Here is a 15,678-nt window from a genome sequence, read left to right on the forward strand (position 1 = left end):
GATGGCAACGGCGCGCACACCTCGCCAGGCGTGGATCGACGCGGGCCTGCGCGTGCTGGCCGAGAGCGGGCCGGACGCGGTGCGGATCGAGTCACTGGCGCGCGACCTTCGGGTGAGCAAGGGCGGGTTCTACGGTTACTTCGCCGATCGCAACGCCTTGCTCACCGAGATGCTGAACGCTTGGGAGAAGCGCAGTGTCGACGATGTCCTCGACCAAGTCGCACGTGAAGGCGGCGACACCCTCACCAAGGCAACGCTGGCGGCGAACCTCACCTTCGCCGCCGACCTCCTCCCGATAGACCTGGCCATCCGAAGCTGGGCACGCCGAGACCGCGAGGTCGCCGAACGACTCCGACACGTCGACAACCAGCGAATGGACTTGCTCCGCACCAGCTTCGGGTCGCGCTACGCGAACAAGGCCGACCTCGAGGCCCGCTGCCTGCTCGCGTTCGCCGCCGCCATCGCCGGTGACCTGATCGCGGTAGATCATCCCGGGCAAACCCGCACAGAAGTGCTCGACTGTGCTGCGCGACTGCTGTTCTCGGCACCGGAAACCTAGCCGACTACTGTTTGGCCCTCACGAAGTCATCGGAGCGGACGGGCGGCGGGCTCGCCGACCCCGATCCGCACGAAACCGCATCCCAGAAATCTCTTCCGCGGTAATCCCGGAACCCGCCGCCGACCGCACAAGTTCGGACGGCTACGAGCGCATCGGCGCCTTCCGCGACCGCGGACAGCCAGGTTGTTACCTTTGCGCGGCCTACGTCGTCGTTGTGGTGAACCCCGACAGGTTCACGGACGAGAGGGCAGCGATGCAATCACGAATGACGAACCCCTTCTACCTGCTGGCCGAGGCTACGGAGATACCTGCAGTCCTGCAGCGGGTTGTGTACGACGCGGGCATTGCCAAGACAACCCTTGCCCTCGCCGCGATGCGGGCAAGTCAGATCAACGGCGGCGCCGCGTGTTTGTACGCCGAGGTCGCGATGGCGCGCACCGCAGGGGCAAGCGAGGATCAGATCGCCACGGTCGCCACCTGGCGGCATTCGCCGTTCTTCGATGACGCCGAACGTGCGGCCCTGGCCCTCGCCGACGCCGCCACCCGCCCGGCAACCGACGGCGGACTGTCGGACGAACAGTGGGAGGACCTGGCCCGACACTTCAACGAGAAGCAGTGTGCCGCACTAGTTCTCTGGCTCGGCGGCAGCGCCATGTTCAATGTCGTCAACCGGGTGATCGAGGAGCCCGCGGGCACAACATGGGACTGAGCGCACTTTATCCAGGACCGTCATCAGGCGGGCACCAGCCGCCGAACGCGCGCTCGAGCGCATGCGCGACCGCGATGGTGACATGGTCGCGATTCGGTCCCGCCGCGACCTGAACACCGAGCGGGAGCCCGAACCTGTTGCGGCCGAGCGGAACTTGCGTAACCGGTAGACCCAGCACGTTGAAAACCGATGCCGCGGTTTGCAGCCACGGACGAGCGATGGTCCGGTAATGGCGCGGTGCCGCCCGCGCGAACGGCGGATGCAGCAGCACACCCGCACCGAGGGTCGACTCGACTTCCTCGGACAACGCGCGGGCAGCGGCCAGCGTGCGGCGAGACTGGTTTGCCGAGCGAGGTAGACGTTCGGCAACCAGCGTCAGCGCGGTCATCAGATTGTGTCCGCCCTTGCGGCGCACCAGGTTCCATGGCGTGACCGGCGGTGCCCCCGCGGCGAGGACGATGTGGTCGAGTCTGCCGCCGTATTCGGCCGCGGCGATCAAGAACAGTTCGGTTGCCCGCCGCATCGACCGCAACGGCACGCGATGGATCGCCGCGCCCTGCTCGGCGAGTGCGTCGGCGGCACGCTCGCGTGCCTCCCGGATCTCGCGTCTGACCGGGACAAAGGAAGTGTCCGTACCGAGCACGACGGGCAGACCTGCCAGGCCGACGGCTGCCGGATCACCGAACGTCACCCGTCGGACGAACGGATCGTGCCCGTCAGGACCGGCCACGGTGCGTAGCACCGGCATCAAGTCTTCCGCATGCCGAGTCAGTGGACCGATGCTCAAGAGTCGGCCGATGTCTCCGACCGTGTCGGGGAACATCCCGGAGTTCGGCACCAGCCCTGCCGTTGGTTTGTGCCCGAAGACACCGTTGAAGAACGCCGGGATACGGATGGAACCGCCCATGTCCGAACCCAATCCGAGCGGGGACCCGCCCACCGCGACAGCCACCGCCGCACCGCCGGAAGAACCACCCGCGGTGCGGTGCGGGTCGTGGGCGTTGCGGGTGAGCCCATAGACGCGGTTGTTGGTTTCGATCCAGATGCCGACCTCGGACATGTTGGTGAGGCCGAGCACGATCGCCCCGGCATCGATGAGACGTTGCGCGGCCGGGGCGGTTCCGGTGGCTCGACGATCCAGCCGGGCGACCAGGCCTGCCGTGTGCGGCATGCCCTCGATGCCGATCATCTCCTTCACCGTGCACGGGACGCCGAGCAGGAGTGGCAGCTGCTCGTCCGGAGCAGCGTGTGCGATCCGAACATCCGCGATATCGGCTTCGGCGCGTGCGGCCTCGAAACGGGGCACCGCAGGGGCATTCGTGCGCGGCTGCGTGCGTTCGAGTACTTCGATATGTGCTTCGACCACCTCGCGCGCACTGACTCGCCGCCCTCGAATCGCTTTCGCCAGCACCGTCGCCGATGCCTGCGTCGGCACGACCCCCTCAGACATGGTCACAGTCTGCCGCAAACCGGGTCTGCCTCGTGCCGAGTGGGAACTGGTGGCGGCATTTCGCGAGTAGCCTCCGCCACCAGTTCCCACTGATCATGGGTCCAGGTGGTTCCGGCGGCGTGTCGTGATCGGCGGGCGTGCTGTGATGGCGGCTGCGTGTCGTTCGACGCGCGCGGGACGGTCCGGTCCCGCGAAATTGCCTGCTGCGACAGCAGAATGGGGAGGTCGGGCTAGGGCAGGGAGCGCAGTGGTGGAGGAGTTGAACGCGGTCGTCGCGGTGCCGGAGTCGGTGCGGACCGAACTGCGCAGGGGTGTGCGCAGCGTGCTGGTGGATGCGGCGGCGCTGCGTCTGGTCCGTGAGCGGTTCGACGACAATCAGGCCGGGTCGCTGCGCCGCTATCTCGAGGCCTCGCAGTCGGCGAATACGCTGCGCGCGTACCGCACCGACTGGATCGCCTGGTCGGCCTGGTGTCTTGCCGAGAGCAGGCAGGCGATGCCCGCCGACCCGCTCGACGTCGCCGTATACCTGGCCGCCGCGGCCGATGCCCGTCGCGACTCCGGCGAATGGGCGTTCAGCGCAGCAACATTGGAACGCAAATCCGCCGCCATCGCCGCAGTGCACGCCGCCAACGGACTGCCCTCCCCCACCCGCTCCGACGTCGTCCGCCTGACCCTGCGCGGCATTCGCCGCACTCGGCGCAGCCAACCGAAACGCAAACGCCCCGTGCTGCTGCACACCCTCGACCAACTCCTTGCCGGCCTCCCCGAACCCGGCTGGCCCACCGAACCCGCCCGTCGCCGCGACCGGCTCGTACTGCTGATCGGGTTCGCCGGGGCGCTGCGCCGCAGCGAACTCGCCGGGCTTCGCATCGCCGATGTGGAGGTTCAGCTCGACCATGCCACCGGCGAACCCGTGCTGCTGGTGCGGTTGCCGTCGACGAAGACCGACCCCACCGGTGTCGCCGAACAACGCGTCGCACTGCCTCGCGGCCAGCGGCCACGGACGTGCCCCGTCTGCGCGTTCGCCGACTGGGTTCGCCTCCTCGAAATACACACCGCCGACGGCACATCGGGTCTGCGCGCCCATCTGGCTGAATTGCCGACCGGGGACCCCGACATTCACCGATGCCACGGCTTCACCGGGACCACGCTGTCGGCGCAACCCGATCTGCCTCTGTGCCCCACCATCAATCGTCACGGCACGGTCGCCGCCACCCCGATGTCCGGCCGCGCCGTCGCCGAACTCGTCAAACGCTACGCCGCCCGCGCAGGCCTCGACCCAGATCTCTTCTCCGGCCACTCCTTACGTGCAGGCTTCGCCACCCAAGCCGCGTTGGGTGGCGCCAGCGACCGCGAAATCATGCGTCAGGGACGCTGGTCCAACCCGCGCACCGTGCACGGCTACATCCGCACCGCAAACCCACTGGAAGACAACGCCGTAACCAAACTCGGCCTCTGACTGTCGCAGGCGCCAGCGGCACCGACCCGTCGCTGGTGGCTGTGCGTCACCACGCTGCTCTCCAAGGCACGCCCGAATGGTGTGGCGTCCCACACGCCACCGTCGACCTGGCGGCTGGCGACCTTCCGTGACGCCTGCGAGCACGGCTGGCCTCCGTCAGGAAGCCGACCAGCGCGATGCCGTCGATCTGATGGTCGACGGCCTTTCCGTCCCACCTGTAGGGCCAGCGAGCATGTCGGGCGTGCGCCGAATTCTGCACGCCTACTGCGGGTTACCCACGTGGGCGGGCGCCCCGATTTCCACGAGTCCGGTCAAGGCCTGCGGTAGCGGACCCTGGTGCAGGACGCCGAGGCGCTGCGTGGCGCGGGTGAGCGCAACGTAGAGTTCGGCGGCGCCGCGCGGACCTTCGGCGAGGATCCGCTCCGGATCCACCACCAGTACGGCGTCGAACTCCAGTCCTTTCGTCTCCGAGGCTGCCACCGCGCCTGGCACGTCCGGTGGTCCGATCACGATGCTCGTGCCTTCGCGCTCGGCTTCGTCGCGGACGAATTCCTCGATGGCGGTGGATAATTCGCCCGCGTCGACCTTCCTCGACCACGGTTGGACACCGCACGCGCGGACCGACTCCGGCGCTTGCACCTCGGGTGCGAACTCGGCGAGCACCGCGGCGGCGACGGCCATGATCTCGGCGGGGGTGCGGTAGTTCACCGTCAGCGATCGGTAGACCCACCGGCCGGGCACGTACGGCTCGAACATCGTGTCCCACGAGGTCGCACCCGCCGCCGAACGGCGTTGCGCGAGATCGCCTACCACCGTGAACGATCGGCTCGGGCAGCGTCGCATCAACACCCGCCAGTCCATTTCGGACAGCTCCTGCGCCTCGTCGACCACGACGTGCCGGTAAGTCCAATCCCGGTCCGCGGCAGCGCGTTCGGCGACTTCCCTGGTGTCGCGCTCGACGAAACGGTCGGCGAGGTCCTCGGCGTAGAGCATGTCCTGGGCGAACAGGTGGTCTTCGTCGTCCATCATGTCCGCACGGTCGACGAGGAGGTCCATCACGCCCGCGGCGTACTCGGCTTCCTCCTTCCGTTCCCGCTCGGCGGCTTGTTCGGCGGCGCGGTCGGCGGCCTTGTCCCGACCGAGCAGGTCGACGAGCTCATCGAGCAGCGGGACATCCGACACCGTCCATGCGTCGCCCTCGGCGCGCAACAGCGCCGGGTCGGCACCGGCCGCACGCAACCTCTCCGGTGACGTATACAGCTCTGCCAGTAAGGTTTCCGGTGTCAGGATCGGCCACAACGCGTCGAGCGCGGCGGTGAACTCGTCGTTGCCTGCGAGCTCCTCGAGCAGGTCCGCGCGCAGCTGCTCCCATGCTTCCTTGTCCGCGCGGGTCAGCCAGCCGTCGCCGATCCTGGCGATCGCGCGTTCGGTGAGCACGTAAGTGATGATCTCGGTGAACACCGTGCGGGCCGCGTTGTGCGACTGCCCGCTCGCCCGCGCCTCCTCCCTCGCCCATTCGGCGGTCGCGGCGTCGATGCGGACTGTCACGTCGGTCAACTTGATCGACAGTGGTTCCTCCGGCAAGCGCTGCCGATCAGCTATCGCGCCTGCGAGCACGTCCAGGATCTTCAGCGAACCCTTGAGCCGCGCCGCTTCGGGGGTGTCCTCGGCCGTGGTCCGCAGACCGGGCACGAGGTCCCCAGTGGTCACGAAGACCACGTTGGACTCGCCCAGCGACGGCAGCACGTGGCTGATGTGGTTCAAGAACGCCGGGTTGGGGCCGACCACGAGCACGCCGTGCCGTTCCATCCGCTCCCGCTGGGTGTAGAGCAGGTAGGCGACGCGATGCAGCGCCACCACGGTCTTCCCGGTGCCGGGACCGCCCTCGATCACCAGCACACCGGAGTGCTCGAGTCGGATGATCTCGTCCTGTTCGGCCTGAATCGTCGCCACGATGTCGCGCATGCCCTCGCCGCGCGGCGCATTGACCGCCGCGAGCAGAGCCGCATCGCCCCGCTCGGCGTCGCCGGGACGGCCGAGTACCTCGTCGGTGAAGTCGACCACGCGACGCCCACGGGTGTGGAACTGGCGGCGCCTGCGCATGTTCTCCGGGTTCGCCGCGGTCGCGACGTAGAACGCGCGCGAGGCGGGCGCGCGCCAGTCGAGCAGCAACGGTTCGAACTCGTTCGCCTCGTCGAACAGGCCGATCCGGCCGATGTAAGAATGCTCACCCGAGAGGCTGTCCAACCGGCCGAAACACAGGCCTTCGTCGGCGACGTCCAGCCGCTTCACCTCCTTGGCCAGCGCACGCACCTCGAAATCGCGCTCCATGGCCGATCCGCCCTTGTCGCGCAGCGCCGCGCTGTACTTGCCCTTCATCCGCGTGCGCTCGGCATCGAGCCGGGCATAGAGCCCCGCGACGTAGTCGCGCTCGGACTCCAATTCCGCTTCGTACCCTTGCACCGTCACCTCGGTCATAGCCACACTCCTTCACATCCCTCCGCCGCCGCTCGTCGCGACTCCCATTTCCGCAGCTTCTGGCCTCGGCCAGCGATTGTGCGCTATCACCCCGGCCTTGCCGCAAGCCCCCCTGTGCGATATACAGTGAATATGGAAGGGAGTGAGTTCTCCTCCCACCTCCGGATTCCGGCGAAATCTGACGCCGACCGCCCCTAGTCTCGTGACCGGCTATCTGCCGTCGTCAGGACGTCCGGTCCGCCTTTCGAGTGACGCTGTGCGGCAGCAAAGCTGGATACGCTGAAGCTCCAGCGGAGGGGGCGGGGTGTCGATCAAGGACAGTGCGGATCGCTATCCCTTGCTGCGGTCGCGCGCCTTCGTCGGATTCTGGGCGGCGGACAGCGTGTCCATGTTCGGCACCTACATCACCGCGCAAGCGCTGCAGTTGCTCGCGGTCGAGACCCTCGATGCCGCGCCGCTCGAACTCGGGATCCTGCGTGCGGCACAGTGGTTGCCGTACCTGCTGCTCGGCTTGCTCGCCGGCGTGCTCATCGATCGACAACGGCGCAAGCCGATCCTGGTGGGGGCCGACCTCATTCGCGCCGCAGTACTCGCGCTGATCCCGTTGGCCGCACTCCTGCACGCGTTGACCATGCCGCTGCTCATCGGGCTGGTGCTGGTATTCGGCGCGGTATCCCTGCTCTACGACGCTGCCCACCAATCGTTTCTCCCGAGCCTGGTGCCTGCCCGGCTCCTCACCCAGGCCAATATTCGGCTCGAACAGTCCTCGGCGGTAGCGCAAGTCGCGGGTCAAGGCATCGCGGGCTGGTTGATCAAGTTTGTCGGCCCGCCGACGGCGATCCTTGTCGACGCGGTGTCGTACCTCATCTCGGGCGTAGTCCTCGCGAACCTTCGTGTGGTGGAACACAAACCGACCCGCGAGGTGCGCAATGTGCGTGCCGAGATCGGCGAGGGCCTGCGCTGGGTGTACGGACACAGCGCGCTCGGCCCGCTCGCCCCCTCGAGTCACGCATGGTTCTTCTTCACCTCGATGGTGTCGGCCCTCTACGCCTACTACGTCGTGAAAGACCTCGGCTTCGATGCCGCGGCACACGGCATGACGCTCACCATCGGTGGTCTCGGCGCGGTCATCGGTTCCGCGCTCGCCACGAAAATCGGTACTCGATTCGAGGTCGGTCCAGCCGTCATTGCCACCCACTGGTTGTCGCCCGCCGGATACGCGCTGATCCCGTTGGCGCACAACGGCGCCTCCGCGTTCGTCATCCTCTGTGCCGGGCAGTTCCTGTTCTGGTTGTCCGTCGGCAGCACCAGTCCCCTCGAAATGGGGTACTGCCAGTCCGTTACCCCCGATCACCTGCTCGGCAGGAGAAGCGCCATCACGCGCTCGCTCAATCGCGGCGCCATCGTCCTCGGCGCGCCACTCGGTGGCCTGCTCGCCACGACTTTCAGTGTCCAGACCGCGATGTGGATAGCCGTCGCAGGCCTCACACTGTCCGTGGCCGCGTTGACCGCGTCCCCATTTCGCCACGCCCGCTTGCCTATTGCCCACGCTGATGGGGTTTAGGTGGGCGGTAGAGTGCCTGCGTGGCTGTCACCGTGGAAGTGCTGAGCGTCGTCGACGACGAGACCGTTGAAGCTTTCGAGCGGCTGCTGCCGCAGTTGTCGCAGTCGGCGAAACGGCTCGACCGTGCGGCGTTGGCGCAGTTGGTAGCTGCGGAATCGACGACGGTGCTCGTCGCCCACAGTGCCGGAAAGCTGGTCGGCACACTGAGCTTGGTGATGTTCCCGATTCCCTCGGGACTTCGCGCCCGCGTGGAAGACGTCGTCGTCGACGACAGCGCTCGCGGTCAAGGCATCGGTGCAGCGCTCATCGAAGAGGCGAAGTCCCGCGCAACCGCCGCGGGCGCACGGACTCTCGATCTGACTTCGCGCGCCTCGCGGACCGCCGCCAATCGACTCTACGAGCGGCTCGAGTTCCAGCCACGGGACTCGCAGGTCTACCGGTTCTCACCGACGAGCTGATCCGCAGACTGCACACAAGAGGGCCGTTCGGACCACGAGGTAGTCCGTATTGACCGTCACCCGGTCGCCCAGACTGGTAGTGGCTCCCGGGCCTGCAACCACGCCTCCGGTACGCCGCGACCTCCGATTCCCGTGTGCGCGGCCACAATTCCGCCGACGATAGCGGCTGTTGTGTCCGCATCCCCGCCCGCTTCGACGCAGGCGGTGACGGCGGCAGGATAGTCGTCGAGAAAGGTGGCGGCCGCCCACAGGGTGAACGGGACCGTGTCCTGCGCGCTGACTTCCGCACCGTTGCCGAGTTCGTAGGCGGCTTCGACTACCGAGCGGCCCAGCAGGTTCCTGGCGCGGCGAACACCTGCCGCGGTCCGGCCATCGATCAGATATGGCTCGACCGCGTCCAGTAATTCTGTTGGTGTGCACCCGTTTTCGCGGGTCGATGCGGCATGACTTGCTGCGACGGCCACGACCATGGCACCGACTATCGCTTCCGGATGCCGGTGGGTGACCTCCGCCGACAGCGCTGCCTGTGCGGCAGCACGATCGGGGTCGCCAGCGAAGTACGCCCCGAGCGGGGCCACGCGCATCGCGCCCCCGTTCCCCCACGACCCGCGACCGTCGAACGCGTCGCCCGCCGCTTCGGCCCAGTGCCGACCATCTCGAATCTCGTGCAGCACAACAACTGTGCCGCCACCGTATCCGCGATAGGGCTCACAACGCTCGGCGAATGCGGCCGCGAGCGCGTCGCGATCGACACAGCCGCGATGGCAGATCTCCGAGTAGACCGAACAGGCCATCTCGGTATCGTCGGTCCACTCCCAAGGGGCGGCCGGCGTTCGGCCCGCCAGAAGATCAGCCACGGAGCGGCCGGGCACGAAGAATTGCGCGCCGAGCGCATCACCAACAGACAAACCCGCGAGGCTGTCGCGGGCAAAATCAGAAACTAGAGACATACGGGGCGCAATAGTGCCACAACCGCAACCTGCCCCCGCAAGGCCCCAAGCGCGCGGCACTAATACCTCGGTCCGTGATGTGATGGCGGGATGGATGTGCCGCCCGAGGTTGCTGAGGTTCTTGCCGCGTTCGGGTCGGCGGTCCGGCCGATCGCTGGTGTGGTCGCACTGTATGTCGGTGGGTCGCTGGCGACCAAGGACTATCGGGCTGGGGTCAGCGATCTCGACTTGGTGGCGCTTGTCGACGGGCCGCTGAATGACCAACAGCGCCAACAGCTCCGAGAGCTGCATCGCACCCTGATCGCCGAATACCGTGCGGCAGACAAGTTGCACTGTGTGTATGTGCCGGTCGGCGAGCTCGCGGATGTCACGGCGGCACACGTCACTTGGGCGGCGAAGATGCTGTTTCAGCGATCGTTCAGCGGCATTGCCCGAGCCGAGTTGCTGCGCCATGGATTTGCCGTGTTCGGTCCGCCGATCAGCGCGACTATCCCGCCGGTTTCCTCCGCTGAGCTGCGCGAGGCGGTCCGCAGGGACCTGCGCAATTACTGGATCCCTGCGCTTCGTCGACCCTCGATCTGGTTCCAGGACTCCTACATCGATCTGAGCCTGTTCACCGTGGCCCGGGCCGAGGTCACCTTGATCGAGGACAGGCTGCCGACCAAATCCGAAGCCCTGCAACGGTTCGAGCGCTTCGCGGCCCCCGCCGCCCTGATCGATCAGGTCCGGCGTCGACGAGATCGACAACCCACGACCATCTCGTTCATCGGACGGATACGCCGGGCCGTTGTGGTCCGTCGCCTTGTGGCCGAGCGCATCCAGTACCTATTGGCATTGACCACGGACTGATCCGGCCTGTGGAAAGTGGTTGGGCACGAGCATGTCCCGTGCACCCATGAACGGGACATGCTCGAACGCAAGGGATGCGGTCAGTTGCCCTGAGCAGCGGCTGCGACCGGCTGCCATTCGCGCCAGAGGGCGAGACGAGACTCGTATTCGGCGGTGGCGATGGTGAGGGGGATTTCGCCCAGGAACATGCGCAACGGGGGTTCTTCCGCGTCCACGACGGTGAGGATTGCGGTGGCAGTGGCGGCTGGGTCGCCGCTGCGCATGGCGCCGCGCTGGGCAGCCCGCCGCTCCCGGGCAGCGTCGTAGGCGGGGATCGGAGTGGCATGTTTGGAGGAGGGACCAGCCCAGTCGGTGCCGAATCCGCCTGGCTCGATGAGGGTTACGTGGACGCCGAACTCCGCCACCTCTTGAGCCAGCGCCTGGGAGAACCCTTCCAACGCCCACTTCGACGCGTGGTAGGCGCCCAGGTTGATGAAGGCGGCGATGCCGCCGATGCTCGACACCTGCAGGATGTGGCCGCTGCCCTGGGCGCGCAGGATCGGCACTGCGGCCTGGGTGATCCACAGAGCGCCGAAGACGTTGGTCTCGAATTGGGCGCGGAGTTCGTCCTCCGACAGTTCCTCGATCATGCCGAATTGGCCGTAGCCTGCGTTGTTGACGACGACGTCGAGTCGGCCGAACCGTTCGGCGGCCTGTTGGACGGCCGCGAAGTCCCCTGCTCGGTCGGTGACGTCCAACTGCAGCGGCAGGAACGTGTCGGGGTACTTGGTGACCAGGTCGTCGAGGGTGCTCGTGTCGCGCGCGGTGCCTGCGACACTGTCGCCGCGTTCCAGTGCGGCAAGGGCCCATTCACGCCCGAAGCCGCGCGATACTCCCGTGATGAACCAGATTTTGCTCATCCCGCCACGGTAGCCACCTGGAGTGCACTCGAAGCAAGTGTTCGTGGCGGCCGACTCAGGACGAGGCGGGTCGACGTGGTCCGCTCAGGACGAGGCGGGTCGACGTGGTTCACTCAGGACGAGGCGGGTCGAGGTGGTTCACTCAGGACGAGCGGGTCGAGGTGGTTCACTCAGGACGAGCGGGTCGAGCTGGTCTCCTCAATATGAGCTGGCAGGGTGGTTGGCGCACCAGCAAATTCCGCGGTCATGAAGTCGGCCAGGTAGGCGCCGAGGTCGGGCTCGGCCGGACTCAGGACGTGGCGAACCCATGACGAGCGTTCATGTTCCAGCGGCCCGAGTTCCCACACACAGCCGATCCAGTCGGCGGTGGTCGTGGCGAAGTGTGCCGGGTCGTCGTCGGGCGCGCCGAGGTCGGGCGCACCCGCGACGGCTTTGCGCAGGATCAGGATGTCGCTGTGGGTCCAGGTGTATGCGAGCAGATAACTGGCGATCAGACTGCGGTGCAGGACAGTGAATGTCGCCGACGGGTAAGGCCCTGGCGCGGGCAGTAGTTCCGGAAGCAGCGTGTATGCGCTGTCCGCGATGAGTGCAGGCACACCCGTCGGCGCGACGCTGATCTCGTATCGCTTCACACCATGCCCGTCGACTGTCAGCGGCGGCAGGGCGGTCAGGTGTCGCGGCTCGAAGCTCATGGGCAGTCCCGGTTCAGGCGAAGGGCTTGTTCGGCACCTCCATTCCAGCAGTGCCGGGCAGCAGGGGGGTAGCCCCGGAAGGTCGGGTGCCGCCACATCACGAAGCGACTACCACTGCGCGCAATTATGCATTAGCTGAATATATGCTGACCATGTGTTGCCAACGCCGGCACCGATGCTGGCTGTCTCCGGACAGCCACCGGTGGATGCTGGGCTGTGGGCAGTGGAGATGAAATGGGACGGTATTCGCGCGATCTGTCGGCGCGACGGCGGGAAATGCCGCTTCTACAGTCGGAACAATCGTGATATCGGCGGCTCGTTCCCCGAACTGGTCAGCGCATTCGCGGACCTCGCGCCCGGCGGCAGCATCCTGGTCGACGGCGAGATCGTCGCGCCGGAACCGGGGACGGGCATCCCGTCCTTTCATCGACTGCAACGCAGGATGCACGTCGTGAAACCCACCGATGATTTATTGCACGCAGTGCCGGTCCAATACCTCGTCTTCGATTTGCTGGCGGTTGACGGTGAATCCATCATGGACCTCGCCTACACCGAACGCCGCGCCCGGCTCGAGGAATGGGCCATCGACACTCCCCTCATCCGCACCCCGCCCTACTACTCCGGTGTGCCCGCGACCACCATGCTCGAGATCGCCGCGGAAAACGGGCTGGAAGGAATCGTCGCGAAACGTCGCGACTCCACCTACCAACCCGGTCGCCGCTCCCCCGCCTGGATCAAGACGCCGCTGCGTCGCACCACCGAAGCCGTTGTCGCAGGCTGGCTTCCCGGCAACGGGCGCTACGCGAAAACCTTCGGCTCGCTGATCCTCGGCGCCTACGACAACGGCCGCCTGGTCCACATCGGCAACGTCGGCACCGGCTGGACCATGCATGACCGCCGCGCCCTGCAAGCCGACCTCGACGAACTCGCCTGCCCCGAAAGCCCTTTCGACACCCCACCGCCCCGCGCGGTGACCGCCGCGGCCCGCTGGGTCGAGCCGCGACTCGTCGCCGACATCGAATTCCGGGAAGTCTCCGGCGACGGACTCCGCCACCCGTCCTGGCGCGGCCTGCGCCCCGACAAGTCCCCACACGAAGTCACGCTGCCGAAATAGCGTCGGAGGCAACGCCCCCGGCGGTCGACCTCCGCGATGTCCCAATCGTCGTCACAGCCGCTGCTCTTGTTCGATCAAGCGCAGGTTCATGTGGGTGGCGACCAGTTCGGCGCGTTGCCGAGTCTGCTGGAGACTGGAGACATTCAGGTCGAAAGCATCCGTTGTCGTGAGGACCAGGGTGCGGTCTCCGCTCGTGAGCACGATTCCGAACGTTTCGACGTAGGCGCCGATGCCGAACCACGCGCGCACTGCGTCGACATGCAACGGGAACTCGGGGGTGTCGATCTGCTGCTCGATGGGGATCAGTTCGATCCATTCCTCGGCGTGGCCCTGGTTGTTCGGCATCAGCTCAGGCTCTGTGTCCCAACGAATGTCGCTGAGCCGCTCCGGGCCGCGAATCGAAAGCCCGTCCTGGGAGTAGGACAGCGTCACATAGCCGAGCTCGGATTCGAGAACCAGTGTGCCGGTCAAAGGGATCTGTCCGTCGTCCGATACGGCTGCGAGTCGCCCGAGCCCGGTCACCGTGGTGCCCAGGAGACGATCGCTGATCGGTGTCAGTTCCACGGCCGAGGATTGTTCCATGCGTTGAAGTCTCGTCAGCCCGCATCGGCGCTTTCGAATTCGGGTTGTTTGTCTGTCTCACCGCGAGGGTCGTTGCCGAGCTCCGCCGGACTCTTCTGTTTTCCGACAGCAGGCAAGGCAATCAGCAGCACGGCTGCTCCGAGGAGTGCGATGACGGTGATCCAGCCCGCGCCGACGTGCATCGCGTGGATGAACGCATTGTCGGCTGCCTGAGCAAGACTGGGCTGGTTGATGGCGGTGGCGACGTGGCGGGCCTGTTCAGCGGAAACTCGCGCCTGATCCTGCACCGAACCCGGTACACCTTCCAGCGCAGGTTCGATCGCACGTCGGTAGGCGATGGACATGATCGTGCCGCCTACCGCGATGCCGATGACGCTGCCGGTTTGTCGCACGGTGTTGGTGACGGCCGATCCTGCACCGGCCTGTTCCAACGGCAGGTTGCTGATCAACGCGGCGGTAACCTGGCCGATCACGACGCCGATCGCGAGACCTTGGATCAACAACAGGATCTCGATCCAGACGAGTGGAGTGTGCAGTCCGAGGAACCCGTACCCGCCCATGGTCAGCGCAGCGACGGTCAGCGCGGGCACCGCGACAGGGCGTAGCGACAGCCGGCGAACCAGATACGAGCCGATGGGCGCCCCCGCGAGCGCGCCGAGTGCGGTCGGGATATTGGCCAAACCCGCTTTCATCGGCGAAAATCCCAGCGCGCCTTGCAGATAGAAGGCGTTGTAGAAGGTGATGGCGGCGACAGCGAAGAGCAGCAATCCGAGCGCGACATTGCCGCCACCGAAGGTGCGGTGCGCGAGCAGTCGTGGATCAAAGCTGGGCTGCTCGGACCGCAGTTCGGCGAGTACGAAAACGGCCAGCAGCACCAGACCGGCAACGATCGGCGCCCAGACATCGATGCGACTCCACTCGGTCACCTGTCCCGCTTGGATCAGTCCGTAGGCCAATGCCACGAGCCCACCGATCGACAACACCATTCCAGCGAAGTCCAGTGGCCGCCGCGTGGCGCTGCGGAAATTCGGAACCAGCACGACGAGCCCGACCAACGCCAATGCCGCGACTGGGACATTGATCAGAAACACTGAGCCCCACCAGAAATGATCGAGCAGGAACCCCGCCAGCACCGGGCCTGCCGCCATTCCGACACCGGCCGACGTCGAGAAAATGCTGATCGCGGCAGTCCGCGCAGGGCCGGTAAAGGTCCACATCAGGATGGCCAGCATGGCGGGCGTAATCAGCGCGCTGCCCACTCCCATCGCAGCTCGAGCCGCAATCAGCTGGCCTGCATCGCTGGCGTAGGCCGCCAACAGCGAGGACCCGGCGAAGATCACCAACCCGCTGGCGAACACCGTCCGGTGACCGAAGCGATCGCCTACTGCGCCTGCGGTGAACATCAATGTGGCGAAGGCCAGAGTGTATGAACCGGTCGCCCATTGCAGCTGACCAGGATTGGCCCCCAATCCGCGGACCGGGTCGGCAAGGGTCTCCAGTGCGGTACTCAGGACGGTATTGTCCAGCCAAATCAGCAGGGAACACAACATGAGAACGGCAAGAATCAACTGCTGCCTGAACTTCGGCAGCGGTGGAAGCGTGGTCATGAACACCTTCGGATATCGATCGGCGAAAACCTGAACGATTGGACCATAAGCAAATCGAAACCACGGTGTCAATTTTAGAGATTCTTGCCAAAATTGTTGCGACCGAACGGCTTATATGCCCACACGGGATTTGCACGATAAACAATTCCGTGCCCTACAGCGGATTTGCGAATTGCAGAATTTCATGCCTTCCGAAGACTTGCCGAGCGGATTCCATGCCCGCCAGCGAGAAGTCACACCGCCCCCTGCCGCCCCAGCTCGGCCCAACCCGCAGCACATGCCCTTTGGTCGTCTTGTTGGCATGGCAC

General features: G+C 66.2%; 14 protein-coding genes. 7 read left to right on the forward strand and 7 right to left on the reverse strand.

Annotated features, from left to right (window positions below; all coding sequences use genetic code 11):
• Nucleotide 1: 1 nt before the first annotated feature.
• Complete coding sequence (locus NA11_RS08340) at nt 2-559, forward strand: TetR/AcrR family transcriptional regulator (protein WP_069161180.1); 558 nt, start codon at nt 2-4, stop codon at nt 557-559.
• 265 nt (nt 560-824) lie between these two features.
• A complete protein-coding gene (locus NA11_RS08345) occupies nt 825-1,268 on the forward strand; it encodes a carboxymuconolactone decarboxylase family protein (RefSeq protein ID WP_167837596.1) in 444 nt (147 codons plus the stop codon).
• Nucleotides 1,269-1,275: 7 nt separating this feature from the next.
• On the opposite strand, the gene NA11_RS08350 is transcribed toward NA11_RS08345, so the two are convergent.
• The gene (locus NA11_RS08350) at nt 1,276-2,718 is read right to left on the reverse strand and encodes an amidase (RefSeq protein ID WP_069161181.1); all 1,443 of its coding nucleotides are present in this window, start codon (nt 2,716-2,718) and stop codon (nt 1,276-1,278) included.
• Between the two features lie 250 nt (nt 2,719-2,968).
• On the opposite strand from NA11_RS08350, the gene NA11_RS08355 reads away from it, so the two are divergent.
• Nucleotides 2,969-4,177, forward strand: a complete 1,209-nt coding sequence (locus NA11_RS08355) for a site-specific integrase (protein ID WP_069161230.1) — start codon at nt 2,969-2,971, stop codon at nt 4,175-4,177.
• A 261-nt stretch (nt 4,178-4,438) separates the two neighbouring features.
• Here the strand turns inward: NA11_RS08355 and helR are convergent, their stop codons facing one another.
• Nucleotides 4,439-6,655, reverse strand: coding sequence for an RNA polymerase recycling motor ATPase HelR (helR, locus tag NA11_RS08360; RefSeq protein WP_281196837.1), 2,217 nt, complete (start codon nt 6,653-6,655; stop codon nt 4,439-4,441).
• 304 nt (nt 6,656-6,959) lie between these two features.
• Between helR and NA11_RS08365 the strand changes: the two genes are divergently transcribed.
• Nucleotides 6,960-8,219 (forward strand): MFS transporter, encoded by a 1,260-nt coding sequence (locus NA11_RS08365; RefSeq protein ID WP_218023263.1) that lies wholly within the window; start codon nt 6,960-6,962, stop codon nt 8,217-8,219.
• Between the two features lie 20 nt (nt 8,220-8,239).
• Complete coding sequence (locus tag NA11_RS08370) at nt 8,240-8,677, forward strand: GNAT family N-acetyltransferase (protein ID WP_069161182.1); 438 nt, start codon at nt 8,240-8,242, stop codon at nt 8,675-8,677.
• 56 nt (nt 8,678-8,733) lie between these two features.
• On the opposite strand, the gene NA11_RS08375 is transcribed toward NA11_RS08370, so the two are convergent.
• Nucleotides 8,734-9,627 (reverse strand): ADP-ribosylglycohydrolase family protein, encoded by an 894-nt coding sequence (locus NA11_RS08375; RefSeq protein ID WP_069161183.1) that lies wholly within the window; start codon nt 9,625-9,627, stop codon nt 8,734-8,736.
• Between the two features lie 90 nt (nt 9,628-9,717).
• Here NA11_RS08375 and NA11_RS08380 point away from each other — a divergent pair, with 90 nt between their 5' ends.
• A complete protein-coding gene (locus NA11_RS08380) occupies nt 9,718-10,476 on the forward strand; it encodes a nucleotidyltransferase domain-containing protein (protein WP_069161184.1) in 759 nt (252 codons plus the stop codon).
• An 80-nt stretch (nt 10,477-10,556) separates the two neighbouring features.
• Here the strand turns inward: NA11_RS08380 and NA11_RS08385 are convergent, their stop codons facing one another.
• Both NA11_RS08385 and NA11_RS08390 read right to left on the reverse strand, forming a co-directional pair.
• Entirely contained in the window at nt 10,557-11,375 is an 819-nt protein-coding gene (locus tag NA11_RS08385; protein WP_069161185.1) for an SDR family oxidoreductase, read from the reverse strand.
• A 170-nt stretch (nt 11,376-11,545) separates the two neighbouring features.
• Nucleotides 11,546-12,067 (reverse strand): hypothetical protein, encoded by a 522-nt coding sequence (locus NA11_RS08390; RefSeq protein WP_069161186.1) that lies wholly within the window; start codon nt 12,065-12,067, stop codon nt 11,546-11,548.
• A gap of 175 nt (nt 12,068-12,242) precedes the next feature.
• On the opposite strand from NA11_RS08390, the gene ligD reads away from it, so the two are divergent.
• Nucleotides 12,243-13,181, forward strand: a complete 939-nt coding sequence (ligD, locus tag NA11_RS08395) for a non-homologous end-joining DNA ligase (RefSeq protein ID WP_069161187.1) — start codon at nt 12,243-12,245, stop codon at nt 13,179-13,181.
• A gap of 51 nt (nt 13,182-13,232) precedes the next feature.
• Here ligD and NA11_RS08400 read toward each other — a convergent pair whose 3' ends face one another.
• Both NA11_RS08400 and NA11_RS08405 read right to left on the reverse strand, forming a co-directional pair.
• Entirely contained in the window at nt 13,233-13,763 is a 531-nt protein-coding gene (locus NA11_RS08400) for a hypothetical protein (RefSeq protein ID WP_069161188.1), read from the reverse strand.
• Nucleotides 13,764-13,777: 14 nt separating this feature from the next.
• Nucleotides 13,778-15,370 (reverse strand): MFS transporter, encoded by a 1,593-nt coding sequence (locus tag NA11_RS08405; protein ID WP_069161189.1) that lies wholly within the window; start codon nt 15,368-15,370, stop codon nt 13,778-13,780.
• Nucleotides 15,371-15,678 lie beyond the last annotated feature (308 nt).

The organism is Nocardia altamirensis NBRC 108246 (genome assembly GCF_001612685.1).
Taxonomy (GTDB): Bacteria; Actinomycetota; Actinomycetes; order Mycobacteriales; family Mycobacteriaceae; genus Nocardia; species Nocardia altamirensis.

What these genes read in the sequence shown, in the direction of transcription:
- NA11_RS08340 (WP_069161180.1), top strand. Translation starts at nt 2, where the DNA reads ATGGCAACGGCGCGCACACCTCGCCAGGCGTGGATCGACGCGGGCCTG.
- NA11_RS08345 (WP_167837596.1), top strand. Translation starts at nt 825, where the DNA reads ATGACGAACCCCTTCTACCTGCTGGCCGAGGCTACGGAGATACCTGCA.
- NA11_RS08350 (WP_069161181.1), bottom strand. Translation starts at nt 2,718, where the DNA reads ATGTCTGAGGGGGTCGTGCCGACGCAGGCATCGGCGACGGTGCTGGCG.
- helR (WP_281196837.1), bottom strand. Translation starts at nt 6,655, where the DNA reads ATGACCGAGGTGACGGTGCAAGGGTACGAAGCGGAATTGGAGTCCGAG.
- NA11_RS08375 (WP_069161183.1), bottom strand. Translation starts at nt 9,627, where the DNA reads ATGTCTCTAGTTTCTGATTTTGCCCGCGACAGCCTCGCGGGTTTGTCT.
- NA11_RS08380 (WP_069161184.1), top strand. Translation starts at nt 9,718, where the DNA reads ATGGATGTGCCGCCCGAGGTTGCTGAGGTTCTTGCCGCGTTCGGGTCG.
- NA11_RS08385 (WP_069161185.1), bottom strand. Translation starts at nt 11,375, where the DNA reads ATGAGCAAAATCTGGTTCATCACGGGAGTATCGCGCGGCTTCGGGCGT.
- NA11_RS08390 (WP_069161186.1), bottom strand. Translation starts at nt 12,067, where the DNA reads ATGAGCTTCGAGCCGCGACACCTGACCGCCCTGCCGCCGCTGACAGTC.
- ligD (WP_069161187.1), top strand. Translation starts at nt 12,243, where the DNA reads ATGCTGGCTGTCTCCGGACAGCCACCGGTGGATGCTGGGCTGTGGGCA.
- NA11_RS08400 (WP_069161188.1), bottom strand. Translation starts at nt 13,763, where the DNA reads ATGGAACAATCCTCGGCCGTGGAACTGACACCGATCAGCGATCGTCTC.
- NA11_RS08405 (WP_069161189.1), bottom strand. Translation starts at nt 15,370, where the DNA reads ATGACCACGCTTCCACCGCTGCCGAAGTTCAGGCAGCAGTTGATTCTT.